We start from the raw sequence: 16622 nt of genomic DNA, 5'->3' as shown, positions 1-16622 counted from the left end.
AGTTTGATAGCTGATATGGAATTTGCAGAATGGGTTGCAGAGTTATCCTGTCGGACAAATAGATCACTAGCGGGCTCGTGCGTTTTTGTGACTAAGGAAACTTTGACAGACAGTCTGCGCACGGCGTTTCAGAGTTGGGGATTGCTGCCGATTTCTCAACGTGAGGAAGCAGATTTCGTTTGGAATGAGTTGCCCGAAAAGAAGGAACTCACTGGTACCGAAGCGATGGCGCGCGCTGCAAAATACATGCCTGTTACCCGTGCTCTTGTGGATGGCCTTGTGGCAAAGCAAAGCTTGCAGGGGCTGCGTATTGCAGTCTGTCTGGTACTGGAGCCCAAGACAAGTGTGCTGTTACAAGAACTTAAGCGTGCAGGCGCTGAGGTAGGGGTATTTGCGCCTGCCGCAGAAGTTGACCCGCGCGTGGCTGATGAGCTTGCCAGACGTGATGTGATGGTTGAGGCATGTGCTACATGGACGTCCGAGCAAGATCACGCAGGTGCTTTGTGTTTGCTTGATCATCTGCGACCCAATCTGATTGTGGATGATGGGGGTAGTTTTGCTCGACTATGCAAGTTGGAGCGTCCAGAGCTATCTGCTCAGCTTATAGGTGTGGCAGAGGAGACAACATCGGGTGTTCGTGCTTTTGCAGCCATGGAAGCGGCGCAGGAGCTGCCCTGGCCTGTGGTTGCGGTTAACGACTCGCGCCTTAAAACCTGCTTTGACAATCGGCATGGTACGGGCGAAACCTGTGTGACAAGCATACAAGCTCTGTTTGGGTGGCACTGTTTTGCGGGGGTAGAGGTAGTAGTTATTGGCTATGGCCCTGTGGGCGAAGGTTTTGCACGACGTATTCGTACTTTGGGGGCGGACGTCTGTATCGTGGATGGTGACCCTGCAGCTGCTTTGCGGGCACGTTTTGATGGCTTTAAGGTTGCCGATATTGCAGAAGCATTTGCATGCGCTGATATGGTTGTGTCTGCAACGGGTGTTCGCCATACCGTATCGGTAGAGGAGATGAAACTGTTACGAGATGGGGTGACCCTAGCAGTGATAGGGGGCATTTCTCATGAGCTTGCTCTAGACGAGCTGCCCGCTGACGCACTAAGGGGTGCAGATACAGATGCTATTCGTGAGCTACAAGTTCCAGATGGTCCAACGCTCCGCTTGCTTGCCAATGGCGATGGGGTAAATTACACCGCTGGTGGAGGCAATCCGATTGAGGTGATGGACCTTAGCTTGGCTGTGCAGGTAGCAGCGATAGCATATCTCGTGGAGCATAAGGGGGAGCTTCCTGCCAAGCTTTTGCGTCTGGGCAAGGATGATGAGAGCCTTATAGCTCAGCTTGCTCTTGCTGTTCGCGGGGCTTCTGCACGGCAAGTGGGGCAAAAGAGTGATACTGTGCCTGATTGGAGACTTATGCGTTTTTCGGATGTCTAGCCTAGATGTCCGAAACGCTATCGTGTAACCAAACTGTGTGACCAAGTTTGCCGCCAAGGAGGCTATAGCGTGCAGAGTCAACAAGTTATTGTGTATTCGGCTCCCCTGGTTGTACCCGTATCGATGCCCGTTATCGTCAATGGTGCCGTAGCTGTACGCGGGGAGCGGGTTTTGCATGTGGGTACACGCTCGTGGGTGCTTGAAGTGCTACGCGAAGAGTTGGATGCGCAGGCTCAGCAAGAGATGATTGAGCGACATTTTGATGGCATGTTGTTACCGGGTCTTGTAAATGCTCATACGCATTTGCAGTACACGGGTATGTCTTCGGTGGGACAAAAGATTTATGACAGTTTCCGCGCATGGGAACTGGCTTTTGATGAGATTTACGATGTGCCCGAAGAGAAGCCTTGGAAACGGTGGGCACATGATGGTGCGCGTCAGCTTCTTGAATTAGGTGCAACGTCGGCGGCTGATGTGGTGTCTGATATCGAAGCAGTTGGTGCGCTTGGTAGTCTTGGTATGCACGGTATTGCGTACTGGGAAGTTATGGATTGGGAAAATGAAGCTTGGTCGCGTGAGGGCGCACGCACGCTTATCAGTCAGCTGGCAGAAGCTGGACGCAACCAAGATATTCGTTTGGGCATCAGTCCCCATGCGCCTTATTCATTAGGTTCAGGTCCCTTGTTGGACTTGCCTGATATTGCGCGTGGTCTTGGTATGCGCTTACATATTCATTTGGGAGAAACTCCTGTTGAGGCTGGCGCTTTTCCCTCAAAGCTCTCAAATCTTACCTCGTATGTATGGAGTGACAAAAATTGGGATGGCTATCTTGCACTCCACGCGGCTGGTTTTGAGGTAAGTGCAATCCAGTTTGTTGATCAACTGGGTGTGCTGGGACCAGATGTGCATATCGCGCATGGGGTATATGCGTCGCGTGAGGATAGGCGTATTCTGCGGCAACGTGGTGTGAGCGTTGCTTTGTGTCCACGTTCAAATCGTGTGACCTGCACCGTGCGCGATGCGCCCGTTGCCCGCTATCTAGAAGAAGGAAATCCTATTGCAATTGGTACTGACTCTTTGTCGAGCTGTCCTTCTTTAGATGTTATGGATGATGCAGCGGAGGTCTATAAGCTTGCAGTTGAGCAGGGCTACGATCGCGACGATTTGTCACATCGCATTATTCGTGCGCTGACCTTGGGCGGGGCTGAATCAATGGGACTCAATTGTGGTTCCAATCGTATTGGCCAGATTAATCCTGGCGCCCTTGCTGACCTTGCTTTCTTTGATATACCTATCGATATCAGCACGCCTATGGGTGTTGAAGAGACGCTCGATTATTTTGTCCTCAAAGGTGCCGGTAGCTGTCGTGCAACACTGTTGTCTGGTAAGCTTGTCTACAATCGTATCTGGTAGCACAGAGCTTAATACGTAAGCTCGCCTTTTTAACCTGCGTTTCAAAGGCATCACAGCTTGGCATGCTAAAAACGCAATACCATATTGTGTGTAATACTACGGAGTATAAACGCCTTGTTGTATTGGTGGCTGCCTTAAGGCTTGCATACAAAGGTGGTGCAGTAATGCTATATCCGTATGATAGGCTTCCTCCGCTCTTCGAACTTGCGCTCATAGTGCTTGTCATTTACAGCGTTGTTTCGATCTCTACACTAAAAAGAAAAGTCAAGCATTTAGAAAATGTGCTGCAGACGCTCCTACCAGAGAAGCAGCCTAAATCGACAAATAATAACCCCGATCTTGCACTTACGCCCCCGAATCAAACGGAATATACATCCGCAACACCATCCAGTTCTGTAGTCCGTGCTACACCTGCACCAACCACCATACCTACTTCAGTCCCTACTACACCGCAGCATCCCGCTGTACCACAGCGATCTGCAGGTGTGCCTCCCATACCAGAGGGGTTTATTTCAAAATCAGCGTTTACCCCAGAGTCATCCTCTAGTTTTGAGCCTTCTCAAAAGGCGAGTTTCTCATCATTTGAAAACCTCATAGGTCGAAATATCTTTGGTTTTGTTTCTGCTGGATTGGTCTTTATTGGTCTTGTACTTCTTGGCATGCTCGTTGTTCCTTCTTTGGGTGATGTTATCCGCTGCTCGCTTATGTACAGTTTGAGCGCTGTATTTTTGGTTGTTGGCTTCGTTGCCGTCAAACGTCAAGTTTCTGCTCATACAATTCCTTTGGCTACGGGGGAGATTAATGTAACAAAGCATGCGCCGCTGCTCCCATCAATCCTCTTGGGAACAGGTGCAGGAGGATTCTTTATTTCGCTTCTTATAACACGCCTTTATTTTGGATATCTTGACAATCTTGGTGTTCTGGCGCTGCTTTTAGTCTGGAGCGCCTTATGTATGTATTTGGTAAAACGCTTTAATTCCATTGTGCTTGCGGTTGTAGCCCATGCAGGCATGATCATCTCGGTTTGTTTTTCCTACAGCTTTGGTTTTAGTGACAGCAGTATTTTCATTATTATTGCTTATCAGCTGCTTGCTTGTCTTATTGTTGTAGGTGGAAGCCTAGTAAGTATGCGTCGCGTATACTGCTTGGGGCTACTTGCATCATTAGTCCTTGCCCTCATAGCAAGCACTTATCTGTGGCATCGCTTTGATGCAGGAGAAATCCTCTTTTCTGGGATATTCTGGTTTGTTATTCCTATATATACCGCGGGATTTCGTTCGGAACTTCCGAGTATTGTTGTTGTCCTTGCGTTTTTCATTCAGTTTATTACCGCATCATTCGTTCTTTATTTACTAAGAAAAGCTTTGATGCAGGATCAAAAAGTCTCTCAACATACAGCAGCAACTCCATCTTATGTGATAGGGGAGTTTTTGTGGCTTTATATGCTTTGCACTGATGTATACAAGGTGCTCGTTCATCTTTTTCTATCTTGGACGCATACAAATCTGCAGGTGTCATCGGAGTTTTTCTTCCAGCGCATTATGCAGGAGAGTATTACTTGGGAGCTTGATGCTGCGCTTGGTATATGCATTCTTGTACTGGTGCTTCATGTGGGAATTATTTTATTGTTTGTCCAGAAAAAGGACTTCAATGCTGGTTTGAGCAGAGTGGCGATTATTGCGGCAACAAGTGTTGCTGCTATCTTGCTGCTGATTAGTGCTCCACACTTTAGATGGGTAGCCTTTATTCCTTCAATTTCTGGTTTGCTCCTCGTTACAGTTGTGCTCTATGCTCTTTCGTACGCACAGCTAGACGGCAACTATGCTATTGCAGGTCATGTAATTTTGGCCGTCGAAGCAGTGTATCTTTTGACTACTGGCTACGCTCAGCTTGTTCCAGAATTTGGTGTACTTGGACCCCTTGTTGCTTTAATAGCAACTATGGCTCCGCTTGTATGGTGGAGGCATCATGGCTACAACGTTGATATTGAGGCAAAACGTGTTCCTGTGCTATTTGTATTACTGGTGTTCTTCGAGCTATCTATGGAGACAATTCCATCTATTAATGGTCTCTTTATTGAACAATTACCATTGTTCAGATTGGCTCAGCTTATGGGGTTGTTTGTGTTCTTCCCCGGTCTTCCACAGACAGCTTTTACGGGCTTTTCTCTCTTGCAATTACAAGAAAAGTCCGTTTGTTCTCGAGCTTGGATTATAGCGGCACAGATTAACGAAGTTGTTCTTCTCAGCAGTTTTATTTTTCATATCTCAGGTAGCCCTGATACAAACAGTCCAGCGAGAAACCTATTTGCTACTACCATATATCTTTTGTGCGCTGTGCTTGTACTGGCTATGATCGTGGCTCGTGTATGGGAGCACGCACAAAAGAATAGACGTTCACTTGCCTTTCTTCAGGTTGTCTGGGCAATCTTGTTTACGTTCTTATGCCCAGCAGTTTTAAATCGTTTGGGCATTCTTGAAGAGCTGGGTTATGCCATAAGTTTGATTTATATGATTTGTGCTCTCATTTGTATAGCCGTAGGCTTTAGATTAAACATTCGACCAATGCGTCTGTATGGCTTGGTTGTAACAATGCTTTGCGTACTCAAGATGGTGCTCTTTGACTTTGGTGATGGTTCTACAATTTCTCGTATCGTCGCTTTTATTATTGGCGGCGTCTTATGCTTTGCGATAAGTCTTTTGTACAACTATGCAGCGAAGAAGTTGCTTCCTGTTACATCAAGCGATCTTACCAATCAAAATTTGCCGGATTAAATCAAGTCTGGTGGATTGAGAATGCCAATCGCGACAGTGGATTTCATTGAAGATGGATGGTAAAAACTGCACCTCCAAAACCCGAACTTTTTTCTAAGTCCAAGTTTTGCAGGTGCGGTTCAAATTATTTAGCTTACTTGTGTACTGCTTGTTCTCAAGCTTTTACACGTCAGAGTCATTGAGGTAGTGCTCTTGCTCGGGTGTAAGTACATCGATGTGCTTGCCCATAAAGGAGAGTTTTTTGCGGGCAGTCTCCAAGTCAACGTCCGTAGGAACATCCATGAGCATCTCATCAAACTCACCTTGGTGCTCAACCAGATATTTTGCTGAGAGCGCTTGAATTGCAAAGGACATATCCATAATCTCTGCAGGGTGCCCATCGCCGCAAGCAAGATTGACCAAACGGCCCTCGCCAAGGACATAAATCCAGATACCATTAGGTAGTTTGTAACCCATGATGTTTTCACGCATGAGCTTGGATTCTACAGCAAGCTTGTGTAGCCCCTCCATGTCGACTTCGACGTCAAAGTGACCAGCATTGCAGAGGATGGCGCCCTCATGCATGAGGAGGAAATCTTCCTCATCGATGACCTTGTTGCAACCAGTAACAGTGATAAAGAAGTCGCCCAAAGGTGCAGCTTCTGCCATAGGCATCACGTCGAAGCCATCCATCACCGCTTCGATTGCCTTGACGGGATCGATTTCTGTAACGATAACACGAGCTCCAAGGCCTTTAGCGCGCATTGCAACGCCCTTGCCACACCAGCCATAGCCTGCGACAACAGCAGTCTTGCCAGCAACAACAAGATTGGTGGTACGGTCAATACCATCCCAAACAGATTGGCCTGTGCCATAGCGGTTGTCAAAGAAGTGCTTCATCATGGCATTGTTAACGCGCACCATTGGGAAGCGTAGCTTGCCCTCGCGGTTCATAGCTTCTAGGCGGATGATTCCTGTTGTAGTTTCCTCGCAGCCGCCAATGACATGAGGGATAAGTTTTTGCAGCTCTGGATCGGTATGCATGAGATAAACCAAGTCGCCACCATCATCAATGATGAGATCGGGACCAGCGGCGAGTACGGCGTGAGTGCCAGCGGCATATTCTTCGGCTGTTGCACCGTGAATGGCATGGACCTCAAGACCCTCGTGTACTAATGCGGCGGCGACATCATCTTGGGTCGATAGTGGATTGGAGCCCGTAACATACATTTCTGCTCCGCCAGCTGCAAGCACCAGGCAAAGATAAGCTGTCTTTGCTTCGAGATGAATGGACAAGGCAATTTTCTTGCCTGCAAATGGCCTGGTCTGCTCGAATTCTTCCTTCAGCATGGTAAGCAGCGGGCAATTGCGTCTTACCCAATCAATCTTGAGCAATCCAGAATCAGCAAGATTGATGTCCCTGATAACACTCTTATCGGCTGGCATAAGTATCCTCCGTTACATATCGCAGTGCTTTTTGCACATTCTTACAAAATTGACCTAGCTAGAGGTTGAGACGATGATAAATACGCGTGACTTCTGCGCGGACTCGTTCTTCGTCGATGGTAAGCAATTCTCCGTGATCCATTACAAATTTGCCATCAATAATGACGCTTTCTACCTCAGCACCGCTTGCCGAATAGGTGAGCGCAGCGGGAAGATTGGTAGCAGGAATCATAGAAGGTAGATCGAGCCGCAACAGCGCAAGATCTGCTTTGCGACCAACAGCGATTTCGCCGCAGTTTAGTCTGAGCGCACGGGCACCATTGCTAGTTGCTGCGCGCAAGGTGTCTGCTGCGGTGATACAGGTGGAGCTGTCATGGGTTCCTTTGTGTATCAAAGCAAACAGCCCCATTTCGCGAAACATATTTTGTGCATTATTGGAAGCAGGACCATCGGTGCCAAGGCACACATTCACACCTGCCGCCATGAGTTCGGGTACAGGCGCAAAACCATTGCCAAGTTTCATATTTGAAGCGGGATTGCTTACAACGCTGACGTGTTTTTTTGCAAGAATCATGCGGTCAGAGTAGCTGACACGAACACAGTGCGCCGCGATGCAAGGCACATCAAAAATGCCAGTGCTGTCAATATATTCAACGGGAGAGACGCCATACTTTTTTTGGATGTCGTCAGTCTCAGCTTGGGATTCAGCAATGTGGATGTGGATACCCAGTTGAGCCTCTTGGGCTATTTCAGCAAGCATGCGTAGGTAATCAGGACCACAAGAATAAGGAGCATGGGGTCCCAGCAGAAAGGAAAGCCTGCTGCAATTGCGCCAGTCCTTAAGCTCGTCAAGAGCTTCTGCCAGACGACGATCATTAAGATCGTAGTCATTGCCTACAAGACCTCGGCAGATGACAGCACGCATACCAGTTTCGCTGACAGCACGAGTGGTCTGATTAATATGCATCTGCATATCATTAAAGCAGGTAGTGCCCGTACGAATCATTTCTGCTTGACTTAAAAGTGATGCCCAGTAGGCATCTTTGGGCTCCATGCGGTCCTCGATGGGCTGCACCCCGCCAAAGAGCCAATCGGAAAAGGGCAAATCATTGGCCACGTTGCGCATCAGCGACATATAGCTATGCGTATGAGCATTGATAAGCCCAGGGATTATGAGGCGGTCACGCGCATCGATGATCTGCTCTGCTATAAACCCAGTAGGAGCCGCGCCAATACCTGTGATTAGTCCGTCTTGGATATAAAGAGTTTTTTGCTCTACGCAAAAGCCAACCTCTGTACCCTTATCAAGCAAAACTAAGCCGTTTTGAATTTCAAATCCCACAAGCAATCCTTTCGCAATTGAGCTGTTTTTTAGTATAGCGAGGTGGCGAATAGGCGGTGCTGCTGCTTGGTGGGAGTAGCTGAGTGGTGATAAGAAACGACGGCGCTGCTTGATGGGAATGACCTTACAGCAGTGACAGAAAAGAATGTTACGTTTAGCCGACCCATTTCTTGACATAGCTCGCATACCGAGCGACTGATTGTTAGGATATTAATGCTTTAGGTTTCGTAGGGTGACAGATTTTGTTGCCATAACATGCTCGTAGTTATTGCGAGCGCGTTGAGGAGGGACTACGCAAATGGCGAATCTCGACAGACGTAACTTTCTGAAGGCTTCAGCTATTACTGCTGGTGCAGGCGGAGTCATGGTTTTGGCTGCATGCTCAAACAAGGCACCTCAAAGCAGCGGTAGCGCCGCAGGTAGTGCTGGGGGTTCTGCTAGCAATGATGCTGCAAAGGCAGAAAAGGTCGCTGCTTTTAAGGCTTCTTATCCTGTTGCCGCCACTACTGACGAGGCAAAGGCGCTTGCCACTCACGAGGCAGGTAAGTTGACTATTGCTACTGGTGAGCCTGCTTGGCCTCCTTATGTCATGGATGATGCTCCCGAGACGGGCGAGGGTTTTGAGGCTGCTGTTGCTTATGCTGTTGCAGCTCAGCTTGGCTTTGCTTATGACGATGTTGTTTGGGTGCGTACGAGCTTTGATAATGCAATTACTCCTGGCGATAAAGACTGGGATGTCAACATCCAGCAATTTGGCATTACTGAAGAGCGCAAGGCTGCCGTGGACTTCTCTAGCCCTTATTTCACCCCGACTCAATCGGTGATTGTGGATGCCGCCAAGGATCACGACAAATTTGCAAAAGCAACTTCTTTGTCTGAGCTCAAGGATGCTTCCATTGGTATGGATGCTTCTTCTACAGCTTTGGCTTGGACACAGGATAAGATTGGCAGCAATGTCCAGCCTTTGGGCGACAATGTTGACTCTGCTTCTCAGCTCAACTTGCATCAGATTGACGGTATCGTGACGGATACTCCCACAGCCGTTTACATGGCAAATCCTGATAACGGCGAGCTTGATAACGCCAAGCTTATTGGTCAGATTCCTGGTTCGGAAGCAGAGCCTCTTGCCTTTATTCTGCCCAAGGATTCCAAGCTTACCGCTCCCGTTACGGCCGCTGTTGACGCCCTGACCAAAGACGGCAAGATTGAGGAACTTACCAAGCAGTGGATGGCAGAGTACACTACCGAGGTTCCTATACTTTCTGAGTAATACTTATTTTCGATGGCAGGCGGACTACCCTTCCGTCCTGCCGTTGTTATTACGGGCCATCAACCCAGCTGCTCATTCTTTGCGCAGGACAAGAAAACCGCCCGCTATTATGGGTGGTCGTGATTTATGGAAAAGGTGGATAGGATGTCAGACGGCAAGCCACTCGATACTGAAGTAAGCAGCATCGAGCAGGAGCGTGAGGCGTTCCGACGTCACCAGAGTATGCGTTCTGTTGTGGTGAGTTTGCTGAGCACAGTTGCTTTTGTTATGGCTGTGGGTGTGATTCTCAACGTATCTCCTGGTTGGCCACGTGTGCGCGAGATGTTTTTCTCACCTGAATATTTTGCCGAGTCGTTCCCCAAGGTGCTTGATGGTCTGTGGCTCAATATGCGTGTGTTGGTTTATGCACTCGTGGGTACAGCAGTGCTTGGCACTTTGTTGGCAGTTGTGCGCATTTCCAAATCACCGGTACTTTTCCCTCTGCGTGTGCTTGCGCGTGCTTATACCACGATTATGCGTGGCATTCCGATGCTGGTGGTGCTGTATCTGATTGGCTTTGGTATACCGGGCCTAGGACTTTTTGGGCGCATGGACTCAGCGGTACTGGGTACTATTGCAGTTATTTTGAGTTACTCCGCCTATATCGCTGAGGTGTTGCGTGCGGGTTTTGAAGATGTGCACCCCTCGCAGCGCGCCTCTGCTCGCTCATTGGGGCTAACTTCGGGTCAAACGGTTCGTCTTGTTATTATTCCGCAGGCACTGCGCAAGATTGCACCTGCCCTGATGAATGACTTTATCTCTATGCAAAAAGACGTGGGCTTGATTTCGACGTTGGGTGCGGTTGATGCGGTTCGCGCGGCACAGATTGCGGTGGCGCGCTCGTTTAACTACACGCCTTATGTGGTTGCAAGCTTGCTTTTTATCCTCATGAGTATCCCGTTCATTATTCTTAACGACTGGTACACTGCGCGCCTGCGCAAGCGTGAGCAGACGTCTGGCATGGTATAGGAGCTTTTTGTGGCAGATTTGATTGCTGGTGCAGGCTATAGCGAGCGGGAACAGCGAGTGGTTGGCGAGCCAGTCCTGCGCATTGATGGTGTGGTCAAGCGCTTTGGCGACAATGTTGTGCTCAATCATATTTCCTTTGACGTGCGCAAACACGAGACAGTGGCAGTGTTGGGACCTTCGGGTTCGGGTAAGTCAACCTTGATGAAGTGCGTCAACCTTCTTGAGCAGGTCAATGATGGGCAAATTTGGCTGGGAGATACCGATATTACTGATCCGCACATAGATCAGGATAAGACCCGTGCACGCATAGGTGTGGTCTTCCAGCAATTCAACCTTTTTCCTCATATGCGCGTTATCGATAATGTCACTCTGGCTGCTCGTAAAGTTTTTGGTTGGGATCGAGCGCGTGCTGAGGAACGCGCGATGGAACTGCTCAAGCGCATTGGCATGGATGCCAAGTCTCGCGAATTTCCCGATCGCCTTTCTGGCGGTCAGCAACAGCGTGTAGCCATTGCGCGTGCGTTGATGATGGAGCCCGAGCTGCTGCTACTAGACGAGATCACCTCTGCCCTTGACCCGCTGCTGGTGGGTGAAGTGCTCGAAATGGTTGAAGAGCTCAAAAATCAAGGTGCCACAATTTTGATGGCAACACATGAGATGGGCTTTGCTCATCGTGCGGCAGATCGCATTGTGTTGCTTCGTCGTGGCAAGGTGGCCGAGAATGGTACGCCTCACGACGTTATGGACAATCCAAGCGATCCCGAAACCCGTGCATTTTTCCATTCGTATCGTGATTGGAATTAAGCTGTTGTTCTAGCTTTAGACGTTGAAGGCGCTTTCGTTTGTTCTGCTTATAAATTTTTGCGTTTGGCTCTGGCTATTCTGTAGTCTAGGTCGGTGGGTATACTTAGTATTCACCCAACCTGTACGGAGGAAGCATGGAGTCGCTCTATCGCAAATATCGTCCCCAGACATTTGAAGATGTTGTTGGACAGCAGCATGTGGTTTCTACGTTGGAGCATGCAGTTGTTGAAGGTCGTACAAGCCATGCTTATTTATTTTGTGGACCACGCGGCACAGGCAAGACAACCATGGCACGCTTGCTGGCAAAAGCTTTAATGTGCGAGCGTGGGGTAGGTCAGTTGCCTGATGGCACTTGTGAGCAATGCCAGCTTATTGCTGCGGGTGAACATCCCGATGTCTACGAACTTGATGCGGCATCGCGTACAGGTGTTGATAATGTGCGCGAAGAGATTATCAACAACGTCAGTTTTGCTCCCGTGCGTGGGCGCCACAAGGTTTATATCATTGACGAGGTCCACATGCTGACGACAGCAGCCTTTAATGCGCTGCTCAAGACCCTTGAAGAACCTCCAGCGCACGTAACTTTTGTGCTCTGTACCACCGATCCGCAAAAGGTGCCAGCGACAATTTTATCGCGTGTGCAGCGCTTTGATTTTCATTCGATCAGCAACGCAGAGCTGCAGCAGCGGCTCGCGTATGTCTGTGAGCAGGAAGAGTTTAGTTATGAGCCCGCAGCACTTGAATTGGTTGCACGCCATGCGCGCGGTGGTATGCGTGATGCGCTTTCCTCGCTTGAGCAGCTATCGGTTTTTGGTGCTGGTTCCGTGAGTTTTGAGATGGCGTCGAGCTTGCTGGGCGAAGTTGGCTCGGCAACACTTGCGGGCGTGACAAAGGCACTCGCTGCGCGTGATGTAGTTCAACTTTTTTCTGAAGTTTCCACTTTGGTCGATGAAGGCCAAGATTTGCTTCAGTTCGCCCGTGAGTTGGCGGCACGCTTGCGTGATGTGTATGTGATTGCAGCCGTTGGTCCCCAGGCAGATGTTGTGTATTCCAGCCAAGAAGAACTTGGAGAGCTGAGTGAAGAGGCTACTGCTTTTGGCTCTGCAGATCGCGTAGCTCGAATTTTGGGCATTTTGAGTGAGACGATGGGGGAGATGCGTACCGCACGCAATCCGCGTTTGACGCTTGAATTGGCTTTTACGCGCTGCGCTCGTCCTGAAAGTGACTTGACACTTGAGTCTTTGGCGGAGCGTATTGCTGTGCTTGAGACGCGGGCGTGTGATGGGGCGGCCTTGCCTGTGGCGAAGTCTGTGGCAGTGGCAAAGCCTGTGGCAATGACAAAGCCCGTGGCGGAATCTGAGCCTGCGATGGCACCTGAGCCTGTGGCAGCATCCAAACCTGCAGGATCACTCCAGTCTGCGATGGCATCCAAGCCCGCAGGATCACTCCAGCCTGCAGCCCCTACCACCCCCATGTCTGCGCCTGTCCAGTTTGTGTCGACACCCGCGCCCACGCCGAAGCCTATGCCGCACTCTGTCGTCACACCCAAGCCAGAACCAGCATCCGCATCTATTCCGCATCCTGCTGCGCCTGAGTTACATCCTATTACGCCACAGGCGGTGCCAGTTCAGTCGCAGCAGCCCACATCCTCTGCTTACGCGGTTCACACGACAGCTGCATCAGCTCCTGCCGTAACAGGTGGTGGAGATTGGAATCAAGTTATCGCTCAGCTTCAGCAGGCAAAGCCTTCAAGTGCTGCTTTGCTTCTTAACTCTAGCGTTAAGTCTGACGACGGCAGTACGCTGGTTGTTGTTTTGCACAATGCCTCGCCTTTTGCCGTCAAGATGCTTTCTCGGTCTGACGTTGCTAAAGCGGTGAGCGAAGCTGTGGCTATGCAGTTTGGTCGCCGACAGATAGATTATGAAATTGCCGTCAGCACTACCTCTGCCGCACCTGCCGTTTCCGCAATGAATGCGCCAGTATCTCACCCTGTAGCCTCTCCGTCTACTCCTCAGCCTCAGCCACGACCCGCTCCTACGCCCGCGCCCGCTGCAGCAATCCCACCCTTGTCACAGTCAATTCCTGCACAGCCTGCGGCGCCTACATCGCAAGTAGTGCCCGTGCAGCCTGAGACGCCCGTATCGCAAACTCCCGCACAACCTACGATGTCCGCATCGGCATCAACTATCGCTTCGGCTCCTGTCCCAAATTCAATACCAACACCAGTCGCTGTGCCTGCGTCGCATCCCGCTCCGGCAGCTGCACCAAAGCCATCACCTACGAAGTCTTCGAATACTTCGCAGCCTGACTTTGACCCCTCTGACGCAGCGAGTGTAATGAACATGCTTGTTAGCATCTTTGGTGACGGAGTCAAAGATCGCAGTGGCCAGAATTAGCTCAATTTGTCCAAGATTTGCTCGACATCTGTTTGGCAGTCCGCCCGACTAGCTGCCTATCAGCCTGCCCAGTTATTCGGCCATCCGTTCGTCCTGCTTATCCGCTTAGCCGCTTGGTTGTCCACCCCCTGCGTCTAGGCGCCTCTGCATCTAGGTACCCCCTGCATCTGGGTACCCTTTGCGCCTACGCACCTTCTGCGTCTAGGTGCCCTCCGCGTCTAGGCACCCCTGCGTCTAGGTAGTTAAATCTTTTATCCCCGAGGAGCCAGATTTATTCGCATTCCGAATAAAAAGGCTACCTCAGGGCTAAATTTTTTAAGTAAACGATAAAGGATGAGGGGGGATTGCCTTTATAGAGATGTAGAGACAGGGATGAGGGGGGATTGCCTTTATAGAGATGTAGAGACAGAGATGTAGGAAAGCAGAGGCTTGTAGAAGCGAGGATTTTGCAGAAGTAGAAATTTGAGAACGCAGAAGCGTATGCGGAGGTAGGGACTTATGCGAATGCGTGGGAAAGGCTTACGACAACTTTACTTCGGTGGTTGTCCCATCCTTGGCAGTGACGGTCAGCGTAGACTCATTCAATTCAGCAGAGACCAGTGAACCCTTGCCGCCGACTGGTTTTCCACCTGCATCAACAGGTACAGGCTCAGTATTGACGCCGCGCATGTATGCAAGAACATCCCAGCCAGCTTTGGTGTTCTCAGGGATGATCAACGAGCCATCAAAGAAGTAAAGGCCTATTGGCTGACCACTCAGCGTACATAGGGTTTGTTCTGCTTCTGCGCCTTTTGCAAGATAGGTTAGGGCATAGCTGCCATCAGCCTGCTCGCGCAGGGCATATGCAGCACCATCATGTTTGAGGGTCTCACCAACAGCTGCCTGTGTCTGCTGAGCGTTCTTCTTCGCTGCAGGGTTTGGTGCAAAAGCAGCGCGCAGCAAGACTACAGCCAACAAAATTACGATTGTCGCTAGAACTCCTAGCAGGATATAGAGTTTGTGATCGCCATGAGTTTTAGTTTGATGAGACTTTACCTTAGGACGAGCAGAACGCGATAAACGACGTTTGCTTGACAGTGGTGTTTGCGTCTGTGCTTGACGTGTCAACTCAGCATTGTCGCGATTGGTAATGCGCGCGCCCTGCCCTTTTCCCAAAAGTGAAAATGAGCCAGTCTGAGCGGGATCTACGCCAATGGGGCGAGGAGAGTCATCATCAAGCGGTGAGGGAATTCGCGTATTAGCGGGTTTTGTGCTGGGCGCAACGCCAGTCATGTGGCGGCGCGACCCTCTGCGAGAAGGGTTTGCGGCTGCTCCAGAGTGCTGAGCGTTATTCCCGTGCTGTGCATGGTTTGCTGCCATCGTCTGTCCTCTCAGCCGCATCTAAAGACTGTTCTGTGATTTTACCGCTTGCGCTACTTAAAGAACCTAAAGAATACGACGTGCCTCAATGGCTCGGCCAAGCGTTACCTCATCGGCATATTCTAGATCGCCGCCAACAGGCAATCCGCTCGCAAGGCGCGAGGTGGTTATGCCCAGTTGGGAAATGATACGGGCGAGGTAAGTAGCGGTGGTTTCGCCTTCAACATTGGGATTAGTAGCAAGAATAACTTCGGTCACTTCGCCGTCAGAAAGACGTGCGAGTAACTCGCGTACATGGAGCTGGTCGGGGCCAATTTTGTCCATCGGTGAAATAACGCCGCCGAGCACATGATACAGACCGTGATAGGCGCCCGTTCGTTCGATAGCGCTAATATCGCGCGGTTCGGATACAACGCAAATTGCCGAGCGATCACGACTGGAGTCCGCACAAATTTCACAGCGATCTTCAGTGGCGTAGTTGAAGCAAATCGGACAAAAATGCACCTGGCTCTTAAGATCCAAAATAGCATGAGCTAAGCGCGATGCTTCTTCAGCATCCGCTTCAAGCAAATAGTATGCGATTCGCTGTGCCGACTTTGGCCCAATGCCCGGCAGGCGCCCCAACTCGTCAAGGAGGCGCTGCAGAGTGTGCCTATTACTGGTATTTTCCAACGTCTACATCAGTCCTGGAATATTGAATCCACCAGTAGCAGCAGAGACTTGCTGGCTTGCTGCCGCCTGAGCAGACTCAATCACGTCGTTAACTGCGGTGAGAATCATGTCCTGTAGCAAATCAACATCTTCAGGATCTAGTGCCTGTGGGTCGATAGTGACAGAAGTAACCTTCATATCAGCGGTGGCAGTCATTTTGACCATGCCACCACCCGTTGAAGAAGAGACTTCGATATCGCCTAGCTGTGCCTGAGCTGCTTCGAGCTGCTCCTGCATCTTGCGGGCCTGCTTCATCATTTGCTGCATATTCATCTGGGGCATGAAAAAATCCTCTCGTTTGGTCACCAAATGTGCACAAGTACCATCAAAATGCACGCTTAGGGCACTACTGTAACCGCAAATAAGTCCTTAGGTACAAATTTTTAAAAAAATGCTAGACAAATGCCATCGCTTCTGTGTACAATGCTTCCGCACGTGATTCCTGGGGTATTAGCTCAGCTGGTTAGAGCGCCGGCCTGTCACGTCGGAGGTCGCGGGTTCGAGCCCCGCATATCCCGCCAGGAAATTTTCAGACCCTGCTTCGGTGGGGTCTTTTTTGTAGTGCGCTGATGGGTCTCGGCTCCTAGCTTTTACATTCAAAATGAGCCATCGCCCTATTTCGGCAACACCTGTCTGCCAAACGCCACAGATTCTTTCAGTTGGAGCAGCCCTACGTGCCAAAC

Annotated in this window: 12 protein-coding genes and 1 tRNA gene; 8 read left to right on the top strand and 5 right to left on the bottom strand. The window is 50.0% G+C overall.

Annotated features, from left to right (window positions below):
• The first annotated feature begins 15 nt into the window (after positions 1–15).
• From HMPREF9069_RS03465 to HMPREF9069_RS03455, 3 genes are all read left to right on the top strand, one after another.
• Positions 16–1437: an adenosylhomocysteinase gene (locus HMPREF9069_RS03465; protein WP_021625762.1), complete on the top strand. Its 1422-nt coding sequence runs from the start codon at positions 16–18 to the stop codon at positions 1435–1437.
• 69 nt (positions 1438–1506) lie between these two features.
• Positions 1507–2850 (top strand): amidohydrolase family protein, encoded by a 1344-nt coding sequence (locus HMPREF9069_RS03460; protein ID WP_035438359.1) that lies wholly within the window; start codon positions 1507–1509, stop codon positions 2848–2850.
• A gap of 164 nt (positions 2851–3014) precedes the next feature.
• On the top strand, positions 3015–5624 hold the full coding sequence (locus tag HMPREF9069_RS03455; protein ID WP_232204033.1) for a DUF2339 domain-containing protein: 2610 nt from the start codon (positions 3015–3017) through the stop codon (positions 5622–5624).
• A 162-nt stretch (positions 5625–5786) separates the two neighbouring features.
• Here HMPREF9069_RS03455 and HMPREF9069_RS03450 read toward each other — a convergent pair whose 3' ends face one another.
• Both HMPREF9069_RS03450 and HMPREF9069_RS03445 read right to left on the bottom strand, forming a co-directional pair.
• Entirely contained in the window at positions 5787–7049 is a 1263-nt protein-coding gene (locus HMPREF9069_RS03450; RefSeq protein WP_021625759.1) for an adenosylhomocysteinase, read from the bottom strand.
• A gap of 58 nt (positions 7050–7107) precedes the next feature.
• Positions 7108–8391 (bottom strand): amidohydrolase, encoded by a 1284-nt coding sequence (locus HMPREF9069_RS03445; protein ID WP_051317773.1) that lies wholly within the window; start codon positions 8389–8391, stop codon positions 7108–7110.
• A 298-nt stretch (positions 8392–8689) separates the two neighbouring features.
• On the opposite strand from HMPREF9069_RS03445, the gene HMPREF9069_RS03440 reads away from it, so the two are divergent.
• The 4 genes from HMPREF9069_RS03440 (at position 8690) to dnaX (ending at position 13869) form a co-directional block, all read left to right on the top strand.
• Positions 8690–9661 (top strand): ABC transporter substrate-binding protein, encoded by a 972-nt coding sequence (locus HMPREF9069_RS03440; protein ID WP_021625757.1) that lies wholly within the window; start codon positions 8690–8692, stop codon positions 9659–9661.
• A 144-nt stretch (positions 9662–9805) separates the two neighbouring features.
• Entirely contained in the window at positions 9806–10669 is an 864-nt protein-coding gene (locus HMPREF9069_RS03435; protein WP_035438357.1) for an amino acid ABC transporter permease, read from the top strand.
• Between the two features lie 9 nt (positions 10670–10678).
• The gene (locus tag HMPREF9069_RS03430; protein WP_021625755.1) at positions 10679–11473 is read left to right on the top strand and encodes an amino acid ABC transporter ATP-binding protein; all 795 of its coding nucleotides are present in this window, start codon (positions 10679–10681) and stop codon (positions 11471–11473) included.
• A 134-nt stretch (positions 11474–11607) separates the two neighbouring features.
• Complete coding sequence (gene dnaX, locus HMPREF9069_RS03425; protein WP_021625754.1) at positions 11608–13869, top strand: DNA polymerase III subunit gamma/tau; 2262 nt, start codon at positions 11608–11610, stop codon at positions 13867–13869.
• Positions 13870–14388: 519 nt separating this feature from the next.
• Here the strand turns inward: dnaX and HMPREF9069_RS03420 are convergent.
• From HMPREF9069_RS03420 to HMPREF9069_RS03410, 3 genes are all read right to left on the bottom strand, one after another.
• Positions 14389–15228 (bottom strand): hypothetical protein, encoded by an 840-nt coding sequence (locus tag HMPREF9069_RS03420; protein WP_035438356.1) that lies wholly within the window; start codon positions 15226–15228, stop codon positions 14389–14391.
• 66 nt (positions 15229–15294) lie between these two features.
• A complete protein-coding gene (gene recR / locus HMPREF9069_RS03415) occupies positions 15295–15900 on the bottom strand; it encodes a recombination mediator RecR (RefSeq protein WP_021625752.1) in 606 nt (201 codons plus the stop codon).
• Positions 15901–15903: 3 nt separating this feature from the next.
• On the bottom strand, positions 15904–16212 hold the full coding sequence (locus tag HMPREF9069_RS03410) for a YbaB/EbfC family nucleoid-associated protein (RefSeq protein ID WP_353640730.1): 309 nt from the start codon (positions 16210–16212) through the stop codon (positions 15904–15906).
• Positions 16213–16383: 171 nt separating this feature from the next.
• On the opposite strand from HMPREF9069_RS03410, the gene HMPREF9069_RS03405 reads away from it, so the two are divergent.
• Positions 16384–16460: transfer RNA gene (locus tag HMPREF9069_RS03405), tRNA-Asp, on the top strand.
• Positions 16461–16622: the final 162 nt, after the last annotated feature.

Origin of the sequence: Atopobium sp. oral taxon 810 str. F0209 (genome assembly GCF_000466405.1) — a bacterium.
Taxonomy (GTDB): Bacteria; Actinomycetota; Coriobacteriia; order Coriobacteriales; family Atopobiaceae; genus Olegusella.
This window is presented reverse-complemented; position numbering and strand designations above follow the sequence as displayed.